Below are 16830 nucleotides of genomic sequence, written 5' to 3' on the forward strand. Positions count from 1 at the left end.
TTTCTTGTCGGAAGGCGGTCGGTACCCGCCTCCGCACCCGTCAGTCGAACCAACGGAAGGGCCCCTCAATGGACCGCAACGCGCACGACAACGCCCGCGACAACGACCGCGCCATCCCCACCGTCCCGGGCCAGCGCAAGGCCTCCGAGCCGACCACCCGGAAGGGGGTCCCCAACCAGCGCGACCGCCGCGCCCAGTAGGCCGCGTGCTGGAGTGCGGGCCCCAGCTGGGGCCCGCACTCCAGCGTGTAAGAGAGAAGCGCCTCGGCAAACGAAAGGCGGGCCCCGTACTCTGGGGCCCGCCTTTCGCGGACAGTCAGCCAGCGAGTCTCAGCTTCGGTGCTGCTACCGGCATCGGAGCTTCCTCCCCGCCGCCGGGGTCGGGATCGAAGTCCGTACCCGTCCTCGGGTCGGAGGCGCGGCGGCGGATCGTCTGGTCCGGGAAGTGGATGGGCCAGACGTACAGCTGTGGGTCGGCGAAGGCGTTCGCCATATGTGCAGCGGACTCGTACATCGCGAACAGCGGGTGCAGGACGATGACGCCCCGCTTCGTCCCCTGGGGGTGGACCAGGCCGCGGTCCTTGAGCTCATCCAGTGCGCGGGAAACGGCGGATTCGGTGGCCCTGAGCCGCTCGGCAATGTCCCGTTGCCGGATGCGCACCTGGCCGCCGTATTCCTGGCGGCTCTGCAGTATGTTCCACACTCGCCAGCCGGTCTTGGTCAGGCCGGCGTCCGCCATGTGCTCGAAGAAGTCAGGGTGCCGGTAACCGCTTTCACGCACCGGCTGGTCGTGCTCGGTGTCGTAGTTGGTCATGAAGTCCGCCTTCCCGGTTTCGGGATCTCGATCTTCCGGTCCTTGAGCTCGTCACTCATGCGGTGCAGCAGGCCGTGATGCTTGTCGCTGCGAAAACGGTAGCTGGCAAGAGGGTTGAGCTGGAGCTTCTTCTTCGTGGCTGGCACGCGCCATGCCAGATTCTTGCTGTCGAGCTGCTTGATCGCCTTGCTTACCGACCCCTGCGAGCACTCCAGCTCAACGGCAAGCTGTGTCTGGGTCCCCTCAACTTGGCCGTCCTCGTTGTGCGTGCCGACGAGAAACGTAAACAGCCTGTCAGCCACCGGGGAGAGCTTGAAGCGGTGGCGGGCCATCCACAGATCCAGGTCCAGGTTGATGTGCTGGCCGGAAGGGAAGCCATAGGAGCGCTTGGGCCTGTCGAAGCTGACGACACCACCGGCTTGTGAGAGCCGATCGAGCGTCTCGACCATGGCCTTCGCCCGGTCAGGAACCGTCAGCGGGGCGGCGGGCGCGGGTGCGACCGTCGGCATCGCCTGGGGGGACCGTTTGAGAGGCGGCACCGCAGTATTTCGGCGCCGCGCGGGGTTGGCCACGTACTGCTCCTCTACCTTGTTCCGTACTCCAATCTTAGCGAACCAGGCAAGATTTGCGTTCACGGCGGCGCGGATGTTGACGGGCTGCACCTATGCCGCTAGCGGAATATTCAAGGCTTGCTCCACGCGGCGAGTATTCCGCCAGGTGGAATGCTCCAGCTCAGAAACCAGCAGGTCAGCGCCACGACGCGCCTGGTTCTCTTCTGTAAGAGGAGCGGACCCTTCCCAACCATCGGTCCTGCGGGCAGGACCGTCAGGCACCGAGGCAAGCCAGGGGAAGGGAATACCCATGGCCTCGGCCAGAACCACCCCGAGCCTGCAACTACGGGGTCAGGCTGAGCAACACGGCAATCTGCTGCGCCATGGGTCCTGAGGTTCGCGGGGTCCCGGCCCCGCACGCCGGCCGGGGCCACGCCCCCCGGCGGGCGTTTGCTGCTCGCGCGCTCACAAGCCGCTCCGCGGCCCGCGAGCGCGCTCCCAGGTGACACCCAGGCGCTCATTGTCGTGAAACGTCGTGGGGGCTGAGGAGCGCGAGCAAGACGATTAGCGTGGCTGATGTCCGGGGGGTGGCTGATGCCCACATTGCTGTCCGGGTACCGCATACGGGAGCGTCGGGGCTGGCTTTCTGTGGCTGAGGACTCCTCGGGCAAAAGCCGTCCGGCCTAGTCCTGGGTGCCGACCAAGGCAGCCAGGACCAGGCTGACCGAGTGGACTTCCCGCTTTCCGTTGCACTTGCTCGCCCGGTGACAGTGCTGCCCCGCGGGGCACCCCTCGTCGCGTAAGTGGCCCTCTTCCTGCGGGCCGCCGGCCAGGGCGCCGTGGCCCACACCCCGGACGGCGAGCCCTACCAGAAGGCGAGCGAGGGCCTGGTGGTCGAAGTCCTGGCGGGAACCACGAGACACGCCGTGGTCACCGTCGTGCGCGTTCACGGATAACGCCCCGGGCAGCACCCTCAGGGTGACCGCAGTCCTTCAGGCAAGTCGATTCGCAACTGTCCGCCGCCGCCAGGAACCGGACCGCTCAGACGCGGAACGCCTCGGCACGCGCGGCACGGCAGGGGACGCACAGGGGACTTGCCCCCGGAGAGCCGTACCGCGCGCACGGCTGGTGACATTTGGTGCAGGGGCCAGTCTGGGAGGGAGACCAGGTCGCGACCTGAGGTCTGGCTGCGGGGGCGGGTGAGGTCATGGCGCTGCTCCTCGATGTGGGCGATACCTCATTCCATCACGTGTTCGATTTTGTTGCCCATCTGGAGCGGCCCGTGTCGACCTGGCAATTTGTAGCGTTCGCTGCATAGTCGCCGGATCGAACGCTACGCTGTGGGCATGACGACGAGCGACGACATCCCCCTGTTCGAGCGCGACAGCAGCGGCAGCCGTCCGGCCATTCACGCGGAGGGGTCCTGGGGCTGGATCTCCTGGCCCAGCCAACATGCGCCGGGCGGGCGGGAAGAGCACCGCGGCGGCCGGGTCACCCTGCAGAGCGGCCAGACTGCCCTCGCCGTCTGCGAGGTCATCGCGGCCGACCGCGCCGGCTGGCAGCGTGAGGTGCGCCAGGCCCTGGACCGGGTGGCGCCGTGGGCCCGCGTGCTGAACATCCTCTCTGCGGTCCCCGACCACGAGTTCCACGCCGGCCAGGCCCGCACCTACGGCGCGCGGGTGGCGGAGTACGAGTACGACGAGGAAGCGCAGGACTGGCTCAGGCGCGCCGCCACCGACGGCGAACTCGCCGCCGCCCACGCCAGCGACGAACCTGTCCGCACCCTGTCGTCCGCAACGTGGACCCGATTCGAGGTGCTGGCCCGCAGCATCGCCGAGCGCCACGAGCGGGAGGCCGCCCAGTGCCGGATGGTGGCCCTGGCCGCCGCCCCTGCTCCCCGTCCCGACCTCGGCCGCTCTTGGGTGCGCGCGGACTACCTCGACGAGCAGCTGGACAGGTGGATCACTGTGGAGATCCTCAGCGGCTGGCGGGCCTGCGCGGACCAGCGGGACGCACTCGTGAGAGCAGCCCGCGCGAACGGCCTCACGGAGACTGCGATTTCGGACGCGACCGGCCTCGCGCGGACCACGCTGGCCCGGATCGCGGCTGGCTGAACACCCCCGCCCCGAAGCTGCCGCGAAGTGAGCTGACCCCTGCCGCGCACGGCCAGCCCCGGGATCCTAGTTTCTGCCGTCCGCGATGTTCCCCGTCGAAGAATTCTGATCGGCCACCACCATGGCCCCGCCTCCGGAAGGATCAGCACACATGACGACCGAACTCGACGCTCTGGCCGCCGCCGCAGCCGCGCTCCGCGAGAACCCCGGCGACGCCACCCTGGCCGCACTCGGGCAGGCCTTCGCCGCCCTGCCCGCGGATCCCCGCGACCGCGAATTCCCGACAGACAACGCCGAACTCGTGCGCGTTCGCCGCGCCGACCTGCCGAGCGTGATGAAGGCCCTGAACCCGGAGGACTTGGAGGCGGCCCTCGGCGTTCGCCTTCGCCGTGACCGCCACGCCTTCACCGACTCCGTCGACGACTACCAGACGAGCCTGCGCGAGCTGCGCTCCACCTTCATCGTCTACAGCGGCTTCGTGGGCCGCTCCCTGGCGGACCTGGAAGACGCTCTGCGCACACTCCTGTCGACGCTGGGCACCTACAAGGCATGGGGGCCGAAATCCCCCGCGAAGGCGAACGAAGCCGCTGATGCGGTCCGTGAGGCACACGCTCACCTGCGGCACCTGGCCCTGATGGCGGTGTGCGAGGAAGCGGCAGACCGCGCGGAACGCGTCCTGTACCGGAGTGTCACCGCTCCGGCCCTCCAGGCGGGGGAATAGCCGTGGCTGGCACCGGAAGGCTCTGGCGGAGTGCCGATGGGGCGTCCTGGTACTCCACCACCCCGCAGTTCGCCAAGCGTCTGTCACCCGTCTACATCACGGTGGCGGCCGCCCAGCGGCTGATCGACGAGGAAGGCATCGAAGTAGGGCTCCCGGACGGCTACACGTCGGCCGTGCTGGAGACCATCATCAGCCGCACCTCCGGCTGGACGCCCGACCGGGCGCCCGGCTCCGACTCGGTCGTACGGATCTCTCCCCGGCAGGTCCAGGAGCTGGGCGAGATCGCGCAGACCCTCCGCGACCATCATGCGGACCAGCTGCAAGACACCGAGGACATGGGTTGGGAGGTCTGGGCGGTGAACGGAGTGCTGCGCGCGCTGGAAACCGGCGACAGCGAACCGACCCCGCCCACCGAAACCGCGGCCACATCAGGTAGGTGCAGGGTGGGGCGGCCTGGGCACCACCCCTACTGAGCGAATGACCTACCCGGGTGAATGGCAGGGCTCAGGCGTTGACGGGGGCCTGCGAGGGGATCTCCGCGCCCGGGTCCGTCGCCGGAGCGGCGGCGGCCTTCGCGGCCAGTCGGGTCCGACGGGTCCGGGGCCGGTGCGTGGGCTCTTCGGCGCCGATCTCAGCCAGCTCGGACGCAGACCAGCCGGCGGCCTCCGCTGCCGCAAAGGCCTTGCCGTACGGCACGTCGGTGGCCGCATGCTCGGTCGTCAGCCTGATCCGCTCGGCGAGGAGCTGCGCGAGCGGCTCCATCGCCTTCTGCTTGGCGGCCTGCTTGGCGGCCTGGATCTCTTCGGCCTTCTTGAGGATCTCGTCTGCCTTCATGCGGGGCATCATGCCCGCCCCTCGTGCGGTCGTGCCCAACGGCGCGGGCCGATGGAGGCGCGGGGGCCAGCAGATCTGGCGTGATGCCGAGCGGGGTCCTGTCACCGTGGCTCGGTGGCCGTGGAACCAGTGAACCCTGCATCACGGGCAGGAAAGCGCCCCGATCCCTCTGCCTGCGTGGCGGTATCCCGGAAATAGAGCGCATGGGGAACTGGTAAACCGCTGCGCCACCGAGATCCCACCGTAAATGCGCGGGGATACCGGCAACGGGGGGAGACCGGACTATGGATTCACCAAACGTGATTCTGTGGGATGCTGGCAACGCGGCATTCTTGCCGCCCCGATGTGAGACGGGGCCCCCGGCGCTAGCACGCCGAAGGCCCCCGCCGCGCTTCGCGCGGTTCCGGACCTGCTCAGTACCAAGGAGCAGGTCCGGCTCACAAGGTAAGGACAAGCTCCCTGACCGTGCGGACCGCGTAGTAGCTGGCAGTCGACACCGGGCCCAGCCACTTGCGGACCCGGCGAACCCACCGCCGTTCCACCGAGCATGCCGAGCATGGTGTCGCCGTCTCGTCGGGCATGTTCACAACCACCTCCTCGTCCAGAGGCTCCGGTTTTCCGGAACCTCCAGCTGGAAGGGTCCGGTCAAATCCGGTGGACGGGGAGTTTCGTGCGCACCACCCGATGAAGACATTACTCCCTCGGCAGTCGGCATTTCGGCCCCTCCTAAGAGGATGCGGGAATTCCGCAGCTAAGCGGTCGCATGTCTACCAAGAAACCCTAGAGGGTGATCATGAAGCAATCCGGTGAATATCGGGCTGTTCCGGGTGATTTCAGGTCGCCCGGAAATTGTTCAGATTTCTCGGCCGGTCAGGCCCGGGTCGCGCCGCGGTAGTCGCCTGCGGGCATCGCGGAATCGAGGGCGGCGACCTCGACGTTGCGGCCCGTGCGCGGCGCGTGTAGAACCTGGCCGTCGCCCGCGTAGAGCCCGACGTGATAGATGAACCCGTTCCGGCGTGCCCAGAACAGCAGGTCCCCGGGGCGGAGCTGACCGCGTGTGATGGGCCGGTGGGAGGTGGCCCGGTACTGCTCGGCGGCGGTGCGGGGGAGCTGGGTGTGCGGCCAGTACGCGTACTGCACGAGCGAGGAGCAGTCGAACCCGGTGGTGGTGAAGGCCGCGCACCGTCCGCGCAGGAATCCGTTGCCGTCGTCGCAGAAGCCGCGGCCGGGGCCGCCGGGTCCGCCGCCGCCGTAGGAGTACGGGGTGCCGATCCGGGCGGCGGCCCGCCGCAGTGCGTCCGCGCCGGCGCCGCTGCCCTTGACGTTCAGGCCCACGGGGCCCGCGAAGTCGGAGAGCCTGCCCATGATGTCCCGCACGTAGTTGAAGGTCTCGCCGTTCGCGAACCCGATCGGGGGAACGCCGCGGTAGCGGATGACCGTTCCCCACCCGGCGTTGTAGCCGGCGAGCGCCAGGCGCCGGACGTCGTCGCGGTACCCGGACTTCTTGGCGTCGCCGAGCAGGGAGCACATGTAGCGGCCCTGCGCCATGACGGCGTCCGCGACGTCGAAGGGGTCGGCGCCGTTCTTCCCGTCGACGTCGCGGCCGTAGGTGCGCCAGGTGTCGGGCACGAACTGGGCCGGGCCCTGAGCGGCGGCCGAACTCACGGTGGAGCGCGAGGTGCTGAAACCGGACTCCTGGAAGAGCTGAGAGGCCATCAGCGCAGGTGACAGCTCTGGATGGTCGCATTCGGCGACAGCGCGGCGGATCCACGGCTCGAACTCCGGCGGTACACCGCGCATCGCACCCCCGCTGACTCCCGGGGAGGCGCCCGCGCTGGACAGCAGGCCCGCGAGGACGAGCAGGAGGGCCACGGGAAAGGCCACCGCCGCCAGCAGCACGCCGCTCACGACCTTCATCGCTCTCCCCCTTCTCCGGGGACCCGTTGGTCACCTGGATGAGTGATCGCACAGGGGTGCGCACTCCTGGACCCCGTGCCTGGCCTGGGCTCCGCCCGTTGACCTGGCGTCGACCCCTGATCCAGAAACGCTACTGTCCGTAGCTCGTTGAGTACGCAGGGCGATATCTGAAACGTGCGGAAGAGGGGGGAAGTTGCGCGATGACCACCGAGATCGTGCCTCCGGCCACATACCGCCCCCAGGAGTCCGGCCTGCACTACGGGCTGACGCTCGCCGCCGGCTGGACGATCGGGATGGGCGTCGTGCAGCAGATGCTCGCGGACGGGGACGAGGAGCGGGCCCGCTTCCTGAAGTCCGGGGAGCCGCTGCCCATGGGGGTTGCGCCGGTGCTCGTGGCCGACACCACGGTCTACGGCTCCTTCTGCGTCGAGCACATTCTGCGGACCGGCTGGTCGGTGCACCTGCCGCGGCCCTGGGTGGTGCTGGTCTCCGACGTACCCGCCCCGCCGCCGGCCGCCGTCACCTACCGCGTCCGGGCGCTCGGTGCCCGGATCGCGGGAACCGCCACGGTCCCCTACCTGCCCGTGCTGCGCACGGTCGAGACCTCTGCCCAGGCCATGGAGCACAAGGACGTGCAGGCCGCGGGCCGCAAGCTGCGCCGCCACATCGAAGGGATCTGACGATGGACATGATGACGTTGGCCGCCGCGCTCGCCGATGGCGGCCTGCTGCCCGGGGCGAAGCCGAAGGCGATCCCCGGACTGGACCCGATCGTCACCGAACTCTTCGGCTACGCGCTCTACATCCTCGTCCTCGCCGGAGGATCCTCGACCGGGTTCGGGGTCTACAAGCTGGCCACGGCCGACAAGAGCAGGAACGGGGGCGGCAGCGAGCCCTTCAAATGGATGGGTGGCGGCATCCTCGCGATCATGCTCGCCGGAACACTGATCTCGATCATCAACGGCATCGCCGCCTGACGCCGTGGCCCGTACCGAACGGCTCACCCGCTACGTGATGCCCGCGACCGTGGTCGCGGCGGTCGCCGTCCTCGTGCTGACCGGCTATGCCATGCTCAGCGGTGACGAGTCCACCCCCGACTCCGGCAAGGCCGGCACCTCCGCGAGCGCTTTAGCCTCGCCCTCGGCGTCCTACGCACCACCGCCGGACTGGACCGAGCCGGCCCGCTGGGCGAACCTGCCCCGGGGCGCGCGCACCGACGAACGGGGCATGGAGACCGGCTTCCCGCACACCCCGGATGGCGCGGTGGCCATGATGGCGGAGTCCAACTCCACCTTCCTCGAAGGCGCCCACGGCAACGTTCAGGCCCAGCTGAAGCTGTTCGACAGCTACCTGGTCGCGGCCGACCGTACGGCGCCGAACCGGGAGATCGCCGAACTCGCCGCCCTGGACGCGGACAAGCAACTGCGCAAGACCATGGGCCTTCCCGCGGGCAGCGACCTGCCGCCGGGCGCGTACGTGCGCACCACCGTGATCGGCTTCAAGATCGTCAGCCAGTCACCGGACGAGGCCAGTGCCTGGCTGCTCTCCCGCGTCACGATGAAGGCGGGCGAGACCCAGGCCGAGACCGGCTCCTACATGCGCTCCCTGGTCGCCGTGCGGTGGGAGGGCGACTGGAAGTCCTCTACCGCCGCCTACACCAGGGCCCTGGCCCTGGACGCGAAGCGTCCCGAGATCGTCGCTCCCGGCGATCCGGCCTTCAACCAGTCCGCGTGGACGGCGATCCGGGAAGCCTCGTGAGGCGGCTCGCCGGCCTGCTGCTGATCCTCGTCAGCCTCATCGGCATCGGCCTCGCCCCTCCCGCCGCCGCCGACGAGGACGGCCCCGTCGGCCAGGCCGTGGATGTGACCTGCCAGGTCGCTACGACCGGCAGCATGCTCGCCACCCTCGCCCGCGCCGGGGCCGCTCTGGCGACCGGCCGGGACGGCTGCGACGTCGTCGGCGACAAGGTCCAGGAAGAGGTCGAGGAGTACTGGCAGGCGGTCTGGGACTCCACCATCGGCGACATCCTCAAGTCCGGCGTCGACGTGGTGAAGTGGCTGCTGCGCACGGTCCTCACCCTGGCCCTCAGGGGTCCCTCGCTGAACCTCGCCAACACCGGCCTCTTCGACAGGAACGCGAGCCTGTCGGGCATGCTGATCTGGCTGGGCTGGGTCATCGCGGCCTTCGGCGCCATGTGGCAGATCGGCAAAGCGGCCGTCACCGGCCAGTCCAAATACTGGGGCCAGCTCCTGTCCGGCTACGCCCAGAACGCGGTGCTCTCGGGTGTCGGCCTGACCATCGTGGCCGCCCTGCTGCGCCTGGGCGACCTTCTGACGAACGGCCTCGTCAACGGCACCTTCGGCGCTCCCGGAGCCTATGACCGGATTCTGTCCGTGATGATCCCGGCCGCCATCCTCAACCCGGTCCTGGTCGCGGGCGTCTGCTTCAGCCTCATGGTCGTCGGCTTCACCCAGCTCGTCCTGATCTTCCTGCGGCAGTCCGCGATCCCCATCCAGTGCCTGCTCCTGCCGATCGCCGGAGCCGGCCTGATGGGAGGCAACGCCACCCGCGGCTGGGCCCCGAAACTGATCACCTCGATCCTCACCGTCATCGCCTACAAGCCCATCGTCGCGATCATCATCTGCGTCGGCTTCACGGAATTCGGCAAAGCCCACAGCCTGGTGGAGTGGCTGCGGGGCCTGGCCACCCTGATCCTTGCCATCCTCGCCCCCGGCCCCCTGACCAAGATCTTCTCCGGCTTCGGCGCAGAGTTCGGCGGGGCCATGTCCAGCGGCGGAGCGCTGGGCGCGGTCGGTAACTTCGCCGGCTCCGCCATGGGCGGCAAGTCCGGCGGCGGCAGTGGCAGCGGCGGGGGAGGGGGCGGCGGCGGAGGTGGTGGCGGGGACGACCCCGACGACCCCGACGACCCGGACCCCGACGGCGGCGGCTCCGACCCGGTCCGCCACGCCCAGTACGTCGAGCAGTCCATGGGCCCGCAGGGCCAGGGCGGCGCAGACCCGGCCGGGGCGAGCGTGCCCGCGCAGGGCGCCGGCCCCGACGCCGCGAGCGGGCTGGGCACCGCCGCCGAGACCGGCACCACCGCGACGGGCGCCGCCGCCACCGGCACCGCCGCCGTCGCGACCGGGGGCGCGGCCCTCGGGCTCAAGGTCCTCGACGGCATCAACGACGGCATCCAGGGCGCCGCCGGGGCCATGGGAGATGGGGGAAGCAAGTGACCACACACGGGGTACCCGACGGCCTGAGGGTCGAGGGCTTCCGCCAGCGACGCTCCTTCGGATTCGGGAACCTGTCGAAGTCGGCGACGATGATCGGGGCGGGCTTCCTCGCCTTCGACGCACTGCTCGCCACCACGCACCCGGGCAGCCTCCTGGTCACCGTGCCGGTGACCCTGTCCGTACTCGGCCTTGCGGCCGCCAGCCGCCACGGCATGCCCGCCCTCTCCTACTACCGGGCCCGCGTCGCGTGGAAGTTGGCCACCCGGGCGGAGTCCACGAACTACCGGCGCGTCCTGCTGCCCCACCCCTACGCCTTGGACCCGCCCGGGGTCGCCGCTCGCACCACGCTGATCGCCGCCCACGATCCGACCTCCGGCCGTCCCGTCGGCGTCGTCCACGACCGGGCCACCGGCTACATGACCGTCTCCACCCTCCTGGCCCCCGGCGGCAGTCTGATGGCCCCCACCAATACGGTGCGCGGCAACCTGCGCAGCTGGTCCTCGCTCCTGGACGCCATGAGTACGGACGAGCAGATCCAAGGCGCCTCCGTCACGATCCAGATCACCCCGGGCGCGGGCGAGGCTCTCGGCGACGACATCAAAGCCCGCCGCGACCCGGGCGCACCCGCGCTCGCCCTGGCGGTCGTCGACGAACTCGTTCACAGCGCCCCCAAGGCCACGGCCTCGGTCGTCTCCTGGATGAGCGTCATCGTGGACCCCTCGGCGACCTCGGATCCGCCGGCCGACCTGGCCGGGCAGGTGGCGGAGACCCTGCGGGTGGTCGACGGCCTGGACCTCTCCGGCACCGGAACCGACATCGTGCGCCGCGCCACGGATGTGGACCTGCGCAGGATCGTCCGCTCCGCCTACGACCCCAGCGTCTTCGACGCCCGCGACGAGCAGTTCGCCGAACTGTCCTGGGGTGACTGCGGACCCGTGGCAGCAGACGACCTCTGGAAGGAGTACGCCCACGACGACGCGATCTCCGTCTCGGCGGTCCTGCGCGAGATGCCCAAGCGGCCCATCCCGTACTCCGTCCTGCTCCCGTTCCTGAGCCCGGGACGCTTCCCCCGCCGCATCACCCTCGCCTACCGGGTCCTCGACCCGACCGAGGGCGAAGCCGTCCTGGAGCGGGAGATCAGCGCCGCCGCCAACCGTGCGGACGCCACCGCCCAGGTCAAGGGACGCGCCAGATGGTCACAGAAGGCGGACTACGCCCGCGCGGAGAAGGCCGCCGCCCAAGCCGCCAGCGGCGAGCAGGTCGTGGACTGGACCCTCATGGTCACCGTCACCGCCCGCACCGCCGCCGACTTGCCCGCCGCACGCCAGGAACTCGCACGCGCCGTCAAGACGACCCGTTCCCTGCTGATGCGCGACGCCTTCGGTGCACAGGCCGCCATCTTCGCGGCCGGACTGCCCATCGGCTACAACCCCCTGGTCCGGTGACCTGATGGCCAAACCACCCCAGCTCCAGAGCCCCCGCCGCACCACCACACCCCCACGCCCAGAAGGACAAGCCCAGGCGGAGAAGGCGGAGCGCCAGCGCCGGCGCCGCATGTACGCGCCGCGCTCCGGCTGGGGCGGACGCTTCGGCGGCCGCGTCGCCGTCGAGGACACCGGCACCGTCTACACCGGCCCCTCCAGCCAGGCCGGAGGCATCTACCCCTTCCTCCTCGGCGCGGGCCTCCCAGCCCGCGGCGTCGTAGTCGGCCGCGACGTCCTGACCGGCGAGCTCGTGTGCGTCGACCCGGCCGGCTGGGTCGGGAAGCTGACCACCAACAGCGGCGTATGGGTGATGTCCCAGCCCGGCGCGGGCAAGAGCGCGCTCGTCAAGCGCATGCTCCTCTTCTACTGCGCGTTCGGGTTCATGCCCGTGGTCCCCGGCGACGTCAAGGGCGAGTACACCGGCCTGATCAAGGGCCTGGGCGGCAGCGTCATCCGGATCGGCGACGGCTCCGGCTGCCTCAACCCCCTCGACAGCGGCCCCCTCAAGAAGCGCGTGTGGGCACTGCCGGTCGGCGAGCGCGAAGTCCTCCTCGACATCCTCAACTCCCGCCGCCTGGAAACCCTCGGCGCACTCCTCGCCACCAAGCACGGACTCGGCCGCACCCCCGACGAAATCCAGCGCTCCGCCCTCACCTGCGCCGTCCAGCTCGCCGCCGACGCCCGCCCCGGCGAGGACCCGATCGTCCCCGACGTGATCACCGTCCTGCGCCAAGCCCCCGAAGCCCTGCGCAACCGGCTCGCCGCCGCCGACGCGGGCACCTACGCGGACCTGACCCGATCCGTCATCGCAGGCCTCGACAACCTCGTGTCCGGACCCCTCAAGGGCCTCTTCGACGGCCCCACCACACACCCCCTCGACATCTCGGCCCCCGCCGTCTCCGTCGACATCTCCGCCCTGCGCGCCCGCGGCCAGGACGTCCTGTCCGCAGGCATGATCGCGACCTGGGCCTACACCTACTCCAGCATCGACGCCGCCCGCTCCACCGGCCTGATGAAGCGACGCCTGGTCCTGCCCATGGACGAAATGTGGCGGGCCCTCAGGTCCGGCCCCGGCCTGGTGGACTCCATGGACTCCATCACCCGCCTCTCCCGCGGCGACGGCGACATCTCCATCCTCGTCACCCACTCCCTCCTGGACACCGAAGCCCTGCCGACCGAGGAGGACAGGGCAAAGGCCAGGGGGTTGATGGACAGGTGCGACACCTGGATCATCGGCGCCTCGACCGAGGAAGAGCTGCGACGGGTCACCGGCAAACGCCAGCTCACCGAACAGGAACGCATCATGATCGCCTCGTGGTCCTCGGCGACCTCGACCGGACTCGACGGCGGCGACGCCGTCCACCCCGGGCGCGGCAAGTTCATGATCAAGATCGGCAGCAGGCCCGGTGTCGCGGCCGCCTCCGAACTGACCGCCACCGAAGCCCAGCTCTACCACACCGACCACAAGGCGGACGAGCAGCGATGATGACCGACTCCGACCGCAACTGGCTCGCCGGCTCCATCGCCGTGGGCGGCGCCGTCGTCCTCTCCGCCTCCACCTGGACCGGCGCCGCGCTCGGCACGCTCGTCACCGGCGAAGACGTCACCGCACCCCTGTCAGCCCTGACCGTGCTGCGCATGGCCCGCAGCTGGTCCTCGGTCTGGGGCGCCTCGCCGATCGCCTCCGGCATCGGCGCCTTCCTCTTCGACCTCGCGATGATCGCCGCACTCATCTGGGGCATCCGCCTCGCGCTGCGCTGGTTCTACAACTCCCTGCACCTGGCGACCCTCTGGCAGATGCGCGACCTCACACCGAACCGGGCCGCCGTCACCGCGACCCGGCTCCGCCGCTCCCTCAAGGACACCGAGCCCAAGACGATCCCGGCGAAGGACCGAGGCGTGCTCCTCGGCGACCACATGACCACCGGCGTCGAACTGCGCGGCAGCGACGAAGACACCTACATCGCGATCATGGCGCCGCGCGCAGGCAAGAGCAGCGCGCTGGCCATCCCCATCGCGATGGAAGCCCCCGGCAGTCTGCTGCTCACCTCGAACAAGTCCGACGTCTACGCGGCCACCTACACGGCCCGCCAGCGCGTTGGGGAGGGCTGGGTGTTCGACACCCAGGCCGTCGCGCAGACCGTGCGGTCGATGTGGTGGGACATGCTCGCCGAAGGCGAGACCCTGGAGCGCGCCGAGCGCCTCGCGTCCCACTTCACCAACCAGATCAGCAGCGAGTCCGCCGATCCGTTCTGGTCGCAGTCCGCCAACGACTTGTTGGTCGGCTTCTTCCGGGCCGCCTGGCACGACGGGGCCAGCGTCAAGGACGTCATGAAGTGGGTCGCCGACCCGCAGGAGAAGGCCCCGCTGCGGATCCTCCACCGGTACGAGCCCGTGCTCGCCGAGCAGGTCGAGGGCAGCATCGCCATCGCGGAGGAGACCCAGTCCGGCATCTACCAGAACGCCCGCACCGCGCTCTCCGGGCTGCGCGACGAGAAGGTCCTGGCCTGGGTGATGCCCGACAAGAACACCGAGCGCTTCGACCCGGAGGAGTTCTCCCTCACCCGCGACACCCTCTACCTACTCTCCAAGAAGGGCGGCCCGGCATCGGCGGTCGTCGCGGCCCTGGCCGACGCCACGTTCACCGCAGCCTCCGAAACCGGTGAACGCCACGGCGGCCGACTCCCCGAGCCCATGCGAGCCGTCCTCGACGAAGCCGCCAACATCTGCAAGATCGGCGACCTCCCCGACCTCTACTCGCACCTCGGATCCCGCGGCATCACCCCGTACGTGATCCTGCAGAGCTACCGGCAGGGCGTGAAAGCGTGGGGCGAGGTCGGCATGGACTCGATGTGGGGCGCCGCCACGAAGAAGCTCATCGGCGCCGGCGTCGACGACCCTCGCTTCGTCGCCGACATCGCCACCCTCATCGGCCAGCACACCGTCCATCGCGGCTCCTACAGCAAGAGCCGAGACGGCGGCTCGCAATCCTGGAGCGAACAGCGCGAGCAGATCCTGGAAGCCTCTGACATCCGCGCCATGCCCAAGGGGACCGGCCTCCTCCTGTCCACCGGCATGAGGATCGCCCAGATCCAGCTTCGCCCCTGGTACGAGGAGGAGAGCCTCGCGCACATCGGCCCGCAGAAGAAGGCCGAGGAGGCCGCGATCACCCAGCGCGCGGTCGCCGCCCACGAGACCTTGAAGGCGGCACGCCGTGCCCGATAGCCCCACCCACGCGCCGGTCGGCCTGTCGGAGGACGTCGAAGACCTCAAGGCCCAGCTGCGGGCCCTGACCAACCAGGTCAACAAGCTCAGCCAGCCGCCGGCCGCCGACGGCGAGCAAACCGAGAGCCCGGATGCGCCCCGGGACGAGGCGGAGGAAGAGGAGGGGTGGCAGTTCCCGCCGTTCATCCTGCTCCTCGACCCTGCCGAGTACGGGGCAGAGCTCCGGGCCCTGGTCGAATGGGTCGAAGGCGTCCTGGTGCCCGGCTACCTCGACGAAGCCTCCGCCGACGCCCGATGGTGCCACCGATGGACCGAGCACCCCGTCGCCGTCGCCCGCCTCCACGCCCTCTGGCTTGCCTGGCAAGAACTCACCGACCCCGACACCTGCGGATACGCCGGCCCCAGCACCTGGCACCGCGACCACTACGACCCCTGCATCCGCGAACTCCGCGCCTCTACGGGCCCTTTCCAGGGCTGCACGAAGGGCGAGCATCAGGTGGCGCACCGGCTGCCCGGCCTCGTGCCCAGCACCTGGAGGGTCGAGGCCTGACAGCCGGTGCACGTCCCGGCTGTCGATCGAGTGGCGCGGCGAAGGCCCGGCGGTCTGGAGCCCCCGGCGAGCAGTGAGCCCAGCAGCGCGGGCCGCCACCGGGAAACGGCGGAGGCCTGCACTGCGTGCGGGTCAAACGGCGGGTGATCCGCTGTAGTCGTGGCGTCCGTAGCCTCGGCCATCGCCGTGCCAGTCCAGGAACAGGACCGAATCGGCCAGGGCGCCGGGGCTGGCCCGGTGGCTGATGGTGCCGGTCCGGTAGCGGCCGTTGTAATCGGAGCTTGACGTGCTGTCCTCCAGCCGGCCCTCGATCGCGGTGAAATCGCGCTCGATCACCACGGGGTCCGTGCCCGCCCTGGACTGCTTGATCTGCAACCGCAGCTTGGCCCCGTCGAAGATCGTCGGATCGTCCGCCACTCGGAAGCGGGGGCCGTCCCAATGCGCTTCTGCGTAGGCGTAGACCGTGTTCCCGGACCGGGCCGCGCACGTCTTCACCGTGATCTTCCAGTTGTCCGGCCACGGCCCGTCATAGCTGCTGTCGTCAATGTCCAGTGTGCTGCTCGCGCACTTGTAGGCCGGCGCAGCCGTAGCGGTCGGCGTGGCTGGTGCCGCCACCGTCGCCGCCACCACGGCCAGGGCCGTCACTCCCGCGTTCCTGATGGTGTTCATACCCGGGTCAATCCCGGTACCGCAGATGGCGACACGGGCCCGACCCGAAAAGGCCACCGATGAGCTACACCCCCGGTAGGCGAGCCGAACGGCTACTCAAGGGCCGCGACCTCGGGTGCCCCCAAGGTCGCGTACCCCTGAGCGGGCGCCGGGGAGTCAGCTCAGCCGCATGCAGACGTGGGCCGTGAGGTGCTTGGTCACCCAACCCGTCGTCCCGGCCTTGATCCCCGTCTCGGAATCCAGGTCCAACGACACCTGGTAGAGGCCGCCCTGTTCCCTGAGGACGTGGACGCTGTCCTTGGGCGTCAACAGACCGACCGCCGGTTGCCGTGTGCTCGGACCGGTCCTCAGCTTGAGGTTCGTGGAGGGGTAGTACCCGCACGAGTTCCACTCGGTGACGACCGTCGTAGCCGAACTCGGTACGGCACTGGCAGGAGCGGACACGGCGGTAAGCGCACCAAGCACGATCAGAGATGCGGAAATCATTCGCTTCATGAAAGTCAAACCTGCCGAGAGGGGATTTCCGTTACGGGTCGGAGTGGAAAATCACCTTGACGTGTGTTGTTGCGCGCCGCCTATTTATAACTCTGAAGTGGATTTGCAATTTACAGCCGCCCGAAAATGCTCATTGTTGAATTCTTTGGCAATTCCATCCACGTGGGATACGTGCCCACGACGCGGAGTCGCCGTGTTGCCCCGGGTTGGGGTGGGTGGTGT

General features: G+C 69.6%; 19 protein-coding genes. 13 read left to right on the forward strand and 6 right to left on the reverse strand.

Translation table 11 applies throughout. The annotated features are described in order from the left end of the window. Positions 1 to 68 precede the first annotated feature (68 nt). The gene (locus AC6CKD_RS33275; RefSeq protein WP_498332536.1) at positions 69 to 200 is read left to right on the forward strand and encodes a hypothetical protein; all 132 of its coding nucleotides are present in this window, start codon (positions 69 to 71) and stop codon (positions 198 to 200) included. A gap of 115 nt (positions 201 to 315) precedes the next feature. On the opposite strand, the gene AC6CKD_RS33280 is transcribed toward AC6CKD_RS33275, so the two are convergent. Together AC6CKD_RS33280 and AC6CKD_RS33285 are read right to left on the reverse strand one after the other, a co-directional pair. Next, positions 316 to 813: a helix-turn-helix domain-containing protein gene (locus AC6CKD_RS33280; protein WP_453902364.1), complete on the reverse strand. Its 498-nt coding sequence runs from the start codon at positions 811 to 813 to the stop codon at positions 316 to 318. Further along, positions 810 to 1385 carry a hypothetical protein gene (locus tag AC6CKD_RS33285; protein ID WP_498332537.1) on the reverse strand — a complete coding sequence of 192 codons (576 nt, stop codon included), beginning with the start codon at positions 1383 to 1385 and terminating at the stop codon, positions 810 to 812. The genes AC6CKD_RS33280 and AC6CKD_RS33285 overlap by 4 nt, the downstream gene beginning before the upstream one ends. 782 nt (positions 1386 to 2167) lie before the next feature. On the opposite strand from AC6CKD_RS33285, the gene AC6CKD_RS33290 reads away from it, so the two are divergent. From AC6CKD_RS33290 to AC6CKD_RS33305, 4 genes are all read left to right on the forward strand, one after another. Next, on the forward strand, positions 2168 to 2320 hold the full coding sequence (locus tag AC6CKD_RS33290) for a hypothetical protein (protein WP_498332538.1): 153 nt from the start codon (positions 2168 to 2170) through the stop codon (positions 2318 to 2320). 390 nt (positions 2321 to 2710) lie between these two features. Beyond that, positions 2711 to 3478, forward strand: coding sequence for a hypothetical protein (locus tag AC6CKD_RS33295; RefSeq protein WP_498332539.1), 768 nt, complete (start codon positions 2711 to 2713; stop codon positions 3476 to 3478). Between the two features lie 151 nt (positions 3479 to 3629). Then, the gene (locus AC6CKD_RS33300) at positions 3630 to 4199 is read left to right on the forward strand and encodes a hypothetical protein (protein WP_498332540.1); all 570 of its coding nucleotides are present in this window, start codon (positions 3630 to 3632) and stop codon (positions 4197 to 4199) included. Positions 4200 to 4201: 2 nt separating this feature from the next. Next, on the forward strand, positions 4202 to 4672 hold the full coding sequence (locus AC6CKD_RS33305; protein WP_498332541.1) for a hypothetical protein: 471 nt from the start codon (positions 4202 to 4204) through the stop codon (positions 4670 to 4672). 31 nt (positions 4673 to 4703) lie between these two features. Here the strand turns inward: AC6CKD_RS33305 and AC6CKD_RS33310 are convergent, their stop codons facing one another. Together AC6CKD_RS33310 and AC6CKD_RS33315 are read right to left on the reverse strand one after the other, a co-directional pair. Continuing rightward, positions 4704 to 5033, reverse strand: coding sequence for a hypothetical protein (locus AC6CKD_RS33310; protein ID WP_498332542.1), 330 nt, complete (start codon positions 5031 to 5033; stop codon positions 4704 to 4706). An 870-nt stretch (positions 5034 to 5903) separates the two neighbouring features. Beyond that, positions 5904 to 6950: a C40 family peptidase gene (locus tag AC6CKD_RS33315; protein ID WP_498332543.1), complete on the reverse strand. Its 1047-nt coding sequence runs from the start codon at positions 6948 to 6950 to the stop codon at positions 5904 to 5906. Between the two features lie 200 nt (positions 6951 to 7150). Here AC6CKD_RS33315 and AC6CKD_RS33320 point away from each other — a divergent pair, with 200 nt between their 5' ends. The 8 genes from AC6CKD_RS33320 to AC6CKD_RS33355 are packed head-to-tail and all read left to right on the forward strand — an operon-like array spanning position 7151 to position 15444. Further along, positions 7151 to 7630: a hypothetical protein gene (locus tag AC6CKD_RS33320; protein ID WP_498332544.1), complete on the forward strand. Its 480-nt coding sequence runs from the start codon at positions 7151 to 7153 to the stop codon at positions 7628 to 7630. A gap of 2 nt (positions 7631 to 7632) precedes the next feature. Beyond that, a complete protein-coding gene (locus AC6CKD_RS33325) occupies positions 7633 to 7926 on the forward strand; it encodes a hypothetical protein (RefSeq protein WP_498332545.1) in 294 nt (97 codons plus the stop codon). A 4-nt stretch (positions 7927 to 7930) separates the two neighbouring features. Then, entirely contained in the window at positions 7931 to 8707 is a 777-nt protein-coding gene (locus AC6CKD_RS33330) for a DUF8175 domain-containg protein (protein WP_498332546.1), read from the forward strand. After that, on the forward strand, positions 8704 to 10185 hold the full coding sequence (locus AC6CKD_RS33335; RefSeq protein ID WP_498332547.1) for a hypothetical protein: 1482 nt from the start codon (positions 8704 to 8706) through the stop codon (positions 10183 to 10185). The genes AC6CKD_RS33330 and AC6CKD_RS33335 overlap by 4 nt, the downstream gene beginning before the upstream one ends. Next, positions 10182 to 11630, forward strand: coding sequence for an SCO6880 family protein (locus AC6CKD_RS33340; RefSeq protein ID WP_498332548.1), 1449 nt, complete (start codon positions 10182 to 10184; stop codon positions 11628 to 11630). The genes AC6CKD_RS33335 and AC6CKD_RS33340 overlap by 4 nt, the downstream gene beginning before the upstream one ends. 4 nt (positions 11631 to 11634) lie before the next feature. Continuing rightward, positions 11635 to 13155 (forward strand): putative type IV secretion/conjugal transfer ATPase, encoded by a 1521-nt coding sequence (locus AC6CKD_RS33345; protein ID WP_498332549.1) that lies wholly within the window; start codon positions 11635 to 11637, stop codon positions 13153 to 13155. Continuing rightward, positions 13152 to 14894: a type IV secretory system conjugative DNA transfer family protein gene (locus AC6CKD_RS33350; RefSeq protein ID WP_498332550.1), complete on the forward strand. Its 1743-nt coding sequence runs from the start codon at positions 13152 to 13154 to the stop codon at positions 14892 to 14894. The genes AC6CKD_RS33345 and AC6CKD_RS33350 overlap by 4 nt, the downstream gene beginning before the upstream one ends. Continuing rightward, positions 14884 to 15444 carry a DUF4913 domain-containing protein gene (locus AC6CKD_RS33355; RefSeq protein ID WP_498332551.1) on the forward strand — a complete coding sequence of 187 codons (561 nt, stop codon included), beginning with the start codon at positions 14884 to 14886 and terminating at the stop codon, positions 15442 to 15444. Before AC6CKD_RS33350 ends, AC6CKD_RS33355 begins: the two co-directional genes overlap by 11 nt. A 132-nt stretch (positions 15445 to 15576) precedes the next feature. Here the strand turns inward: AC6CKD_RS33355 and AC6CKD_RS33360 are convergent, their stop codons facing one another. Beyond that, the gene (locus tag AC6CKD_RS33360; protein WP_498332552.1) at positions 15577 to 16089 is read right to left on the reverse strand and encodes a hypothetical protein; all 513 of its coding nucleotides are present in this window, start codon (positions 16087 to 16089) and stop codon (positions 15577 to 15579) included. 180 nt (positions 16090 to 16269) lie between these two features. Further along, on the reverse strand, positions 16270 to 16557 hold the full coding sequence (locus AC6CKD_RS33365; RefSeq protein ID WP_498332553.1) for an SH3 domain-containing protein: 288 nt from the start codon (positions 16555 to 16557) through the stop codon (positions 16270 to 16272). Positions 16558 to 16830: the final 273 nt, after the last annotated feature.

The organism is Streptomyces sp. GQ60 (genome assembly GCF_059758875.1).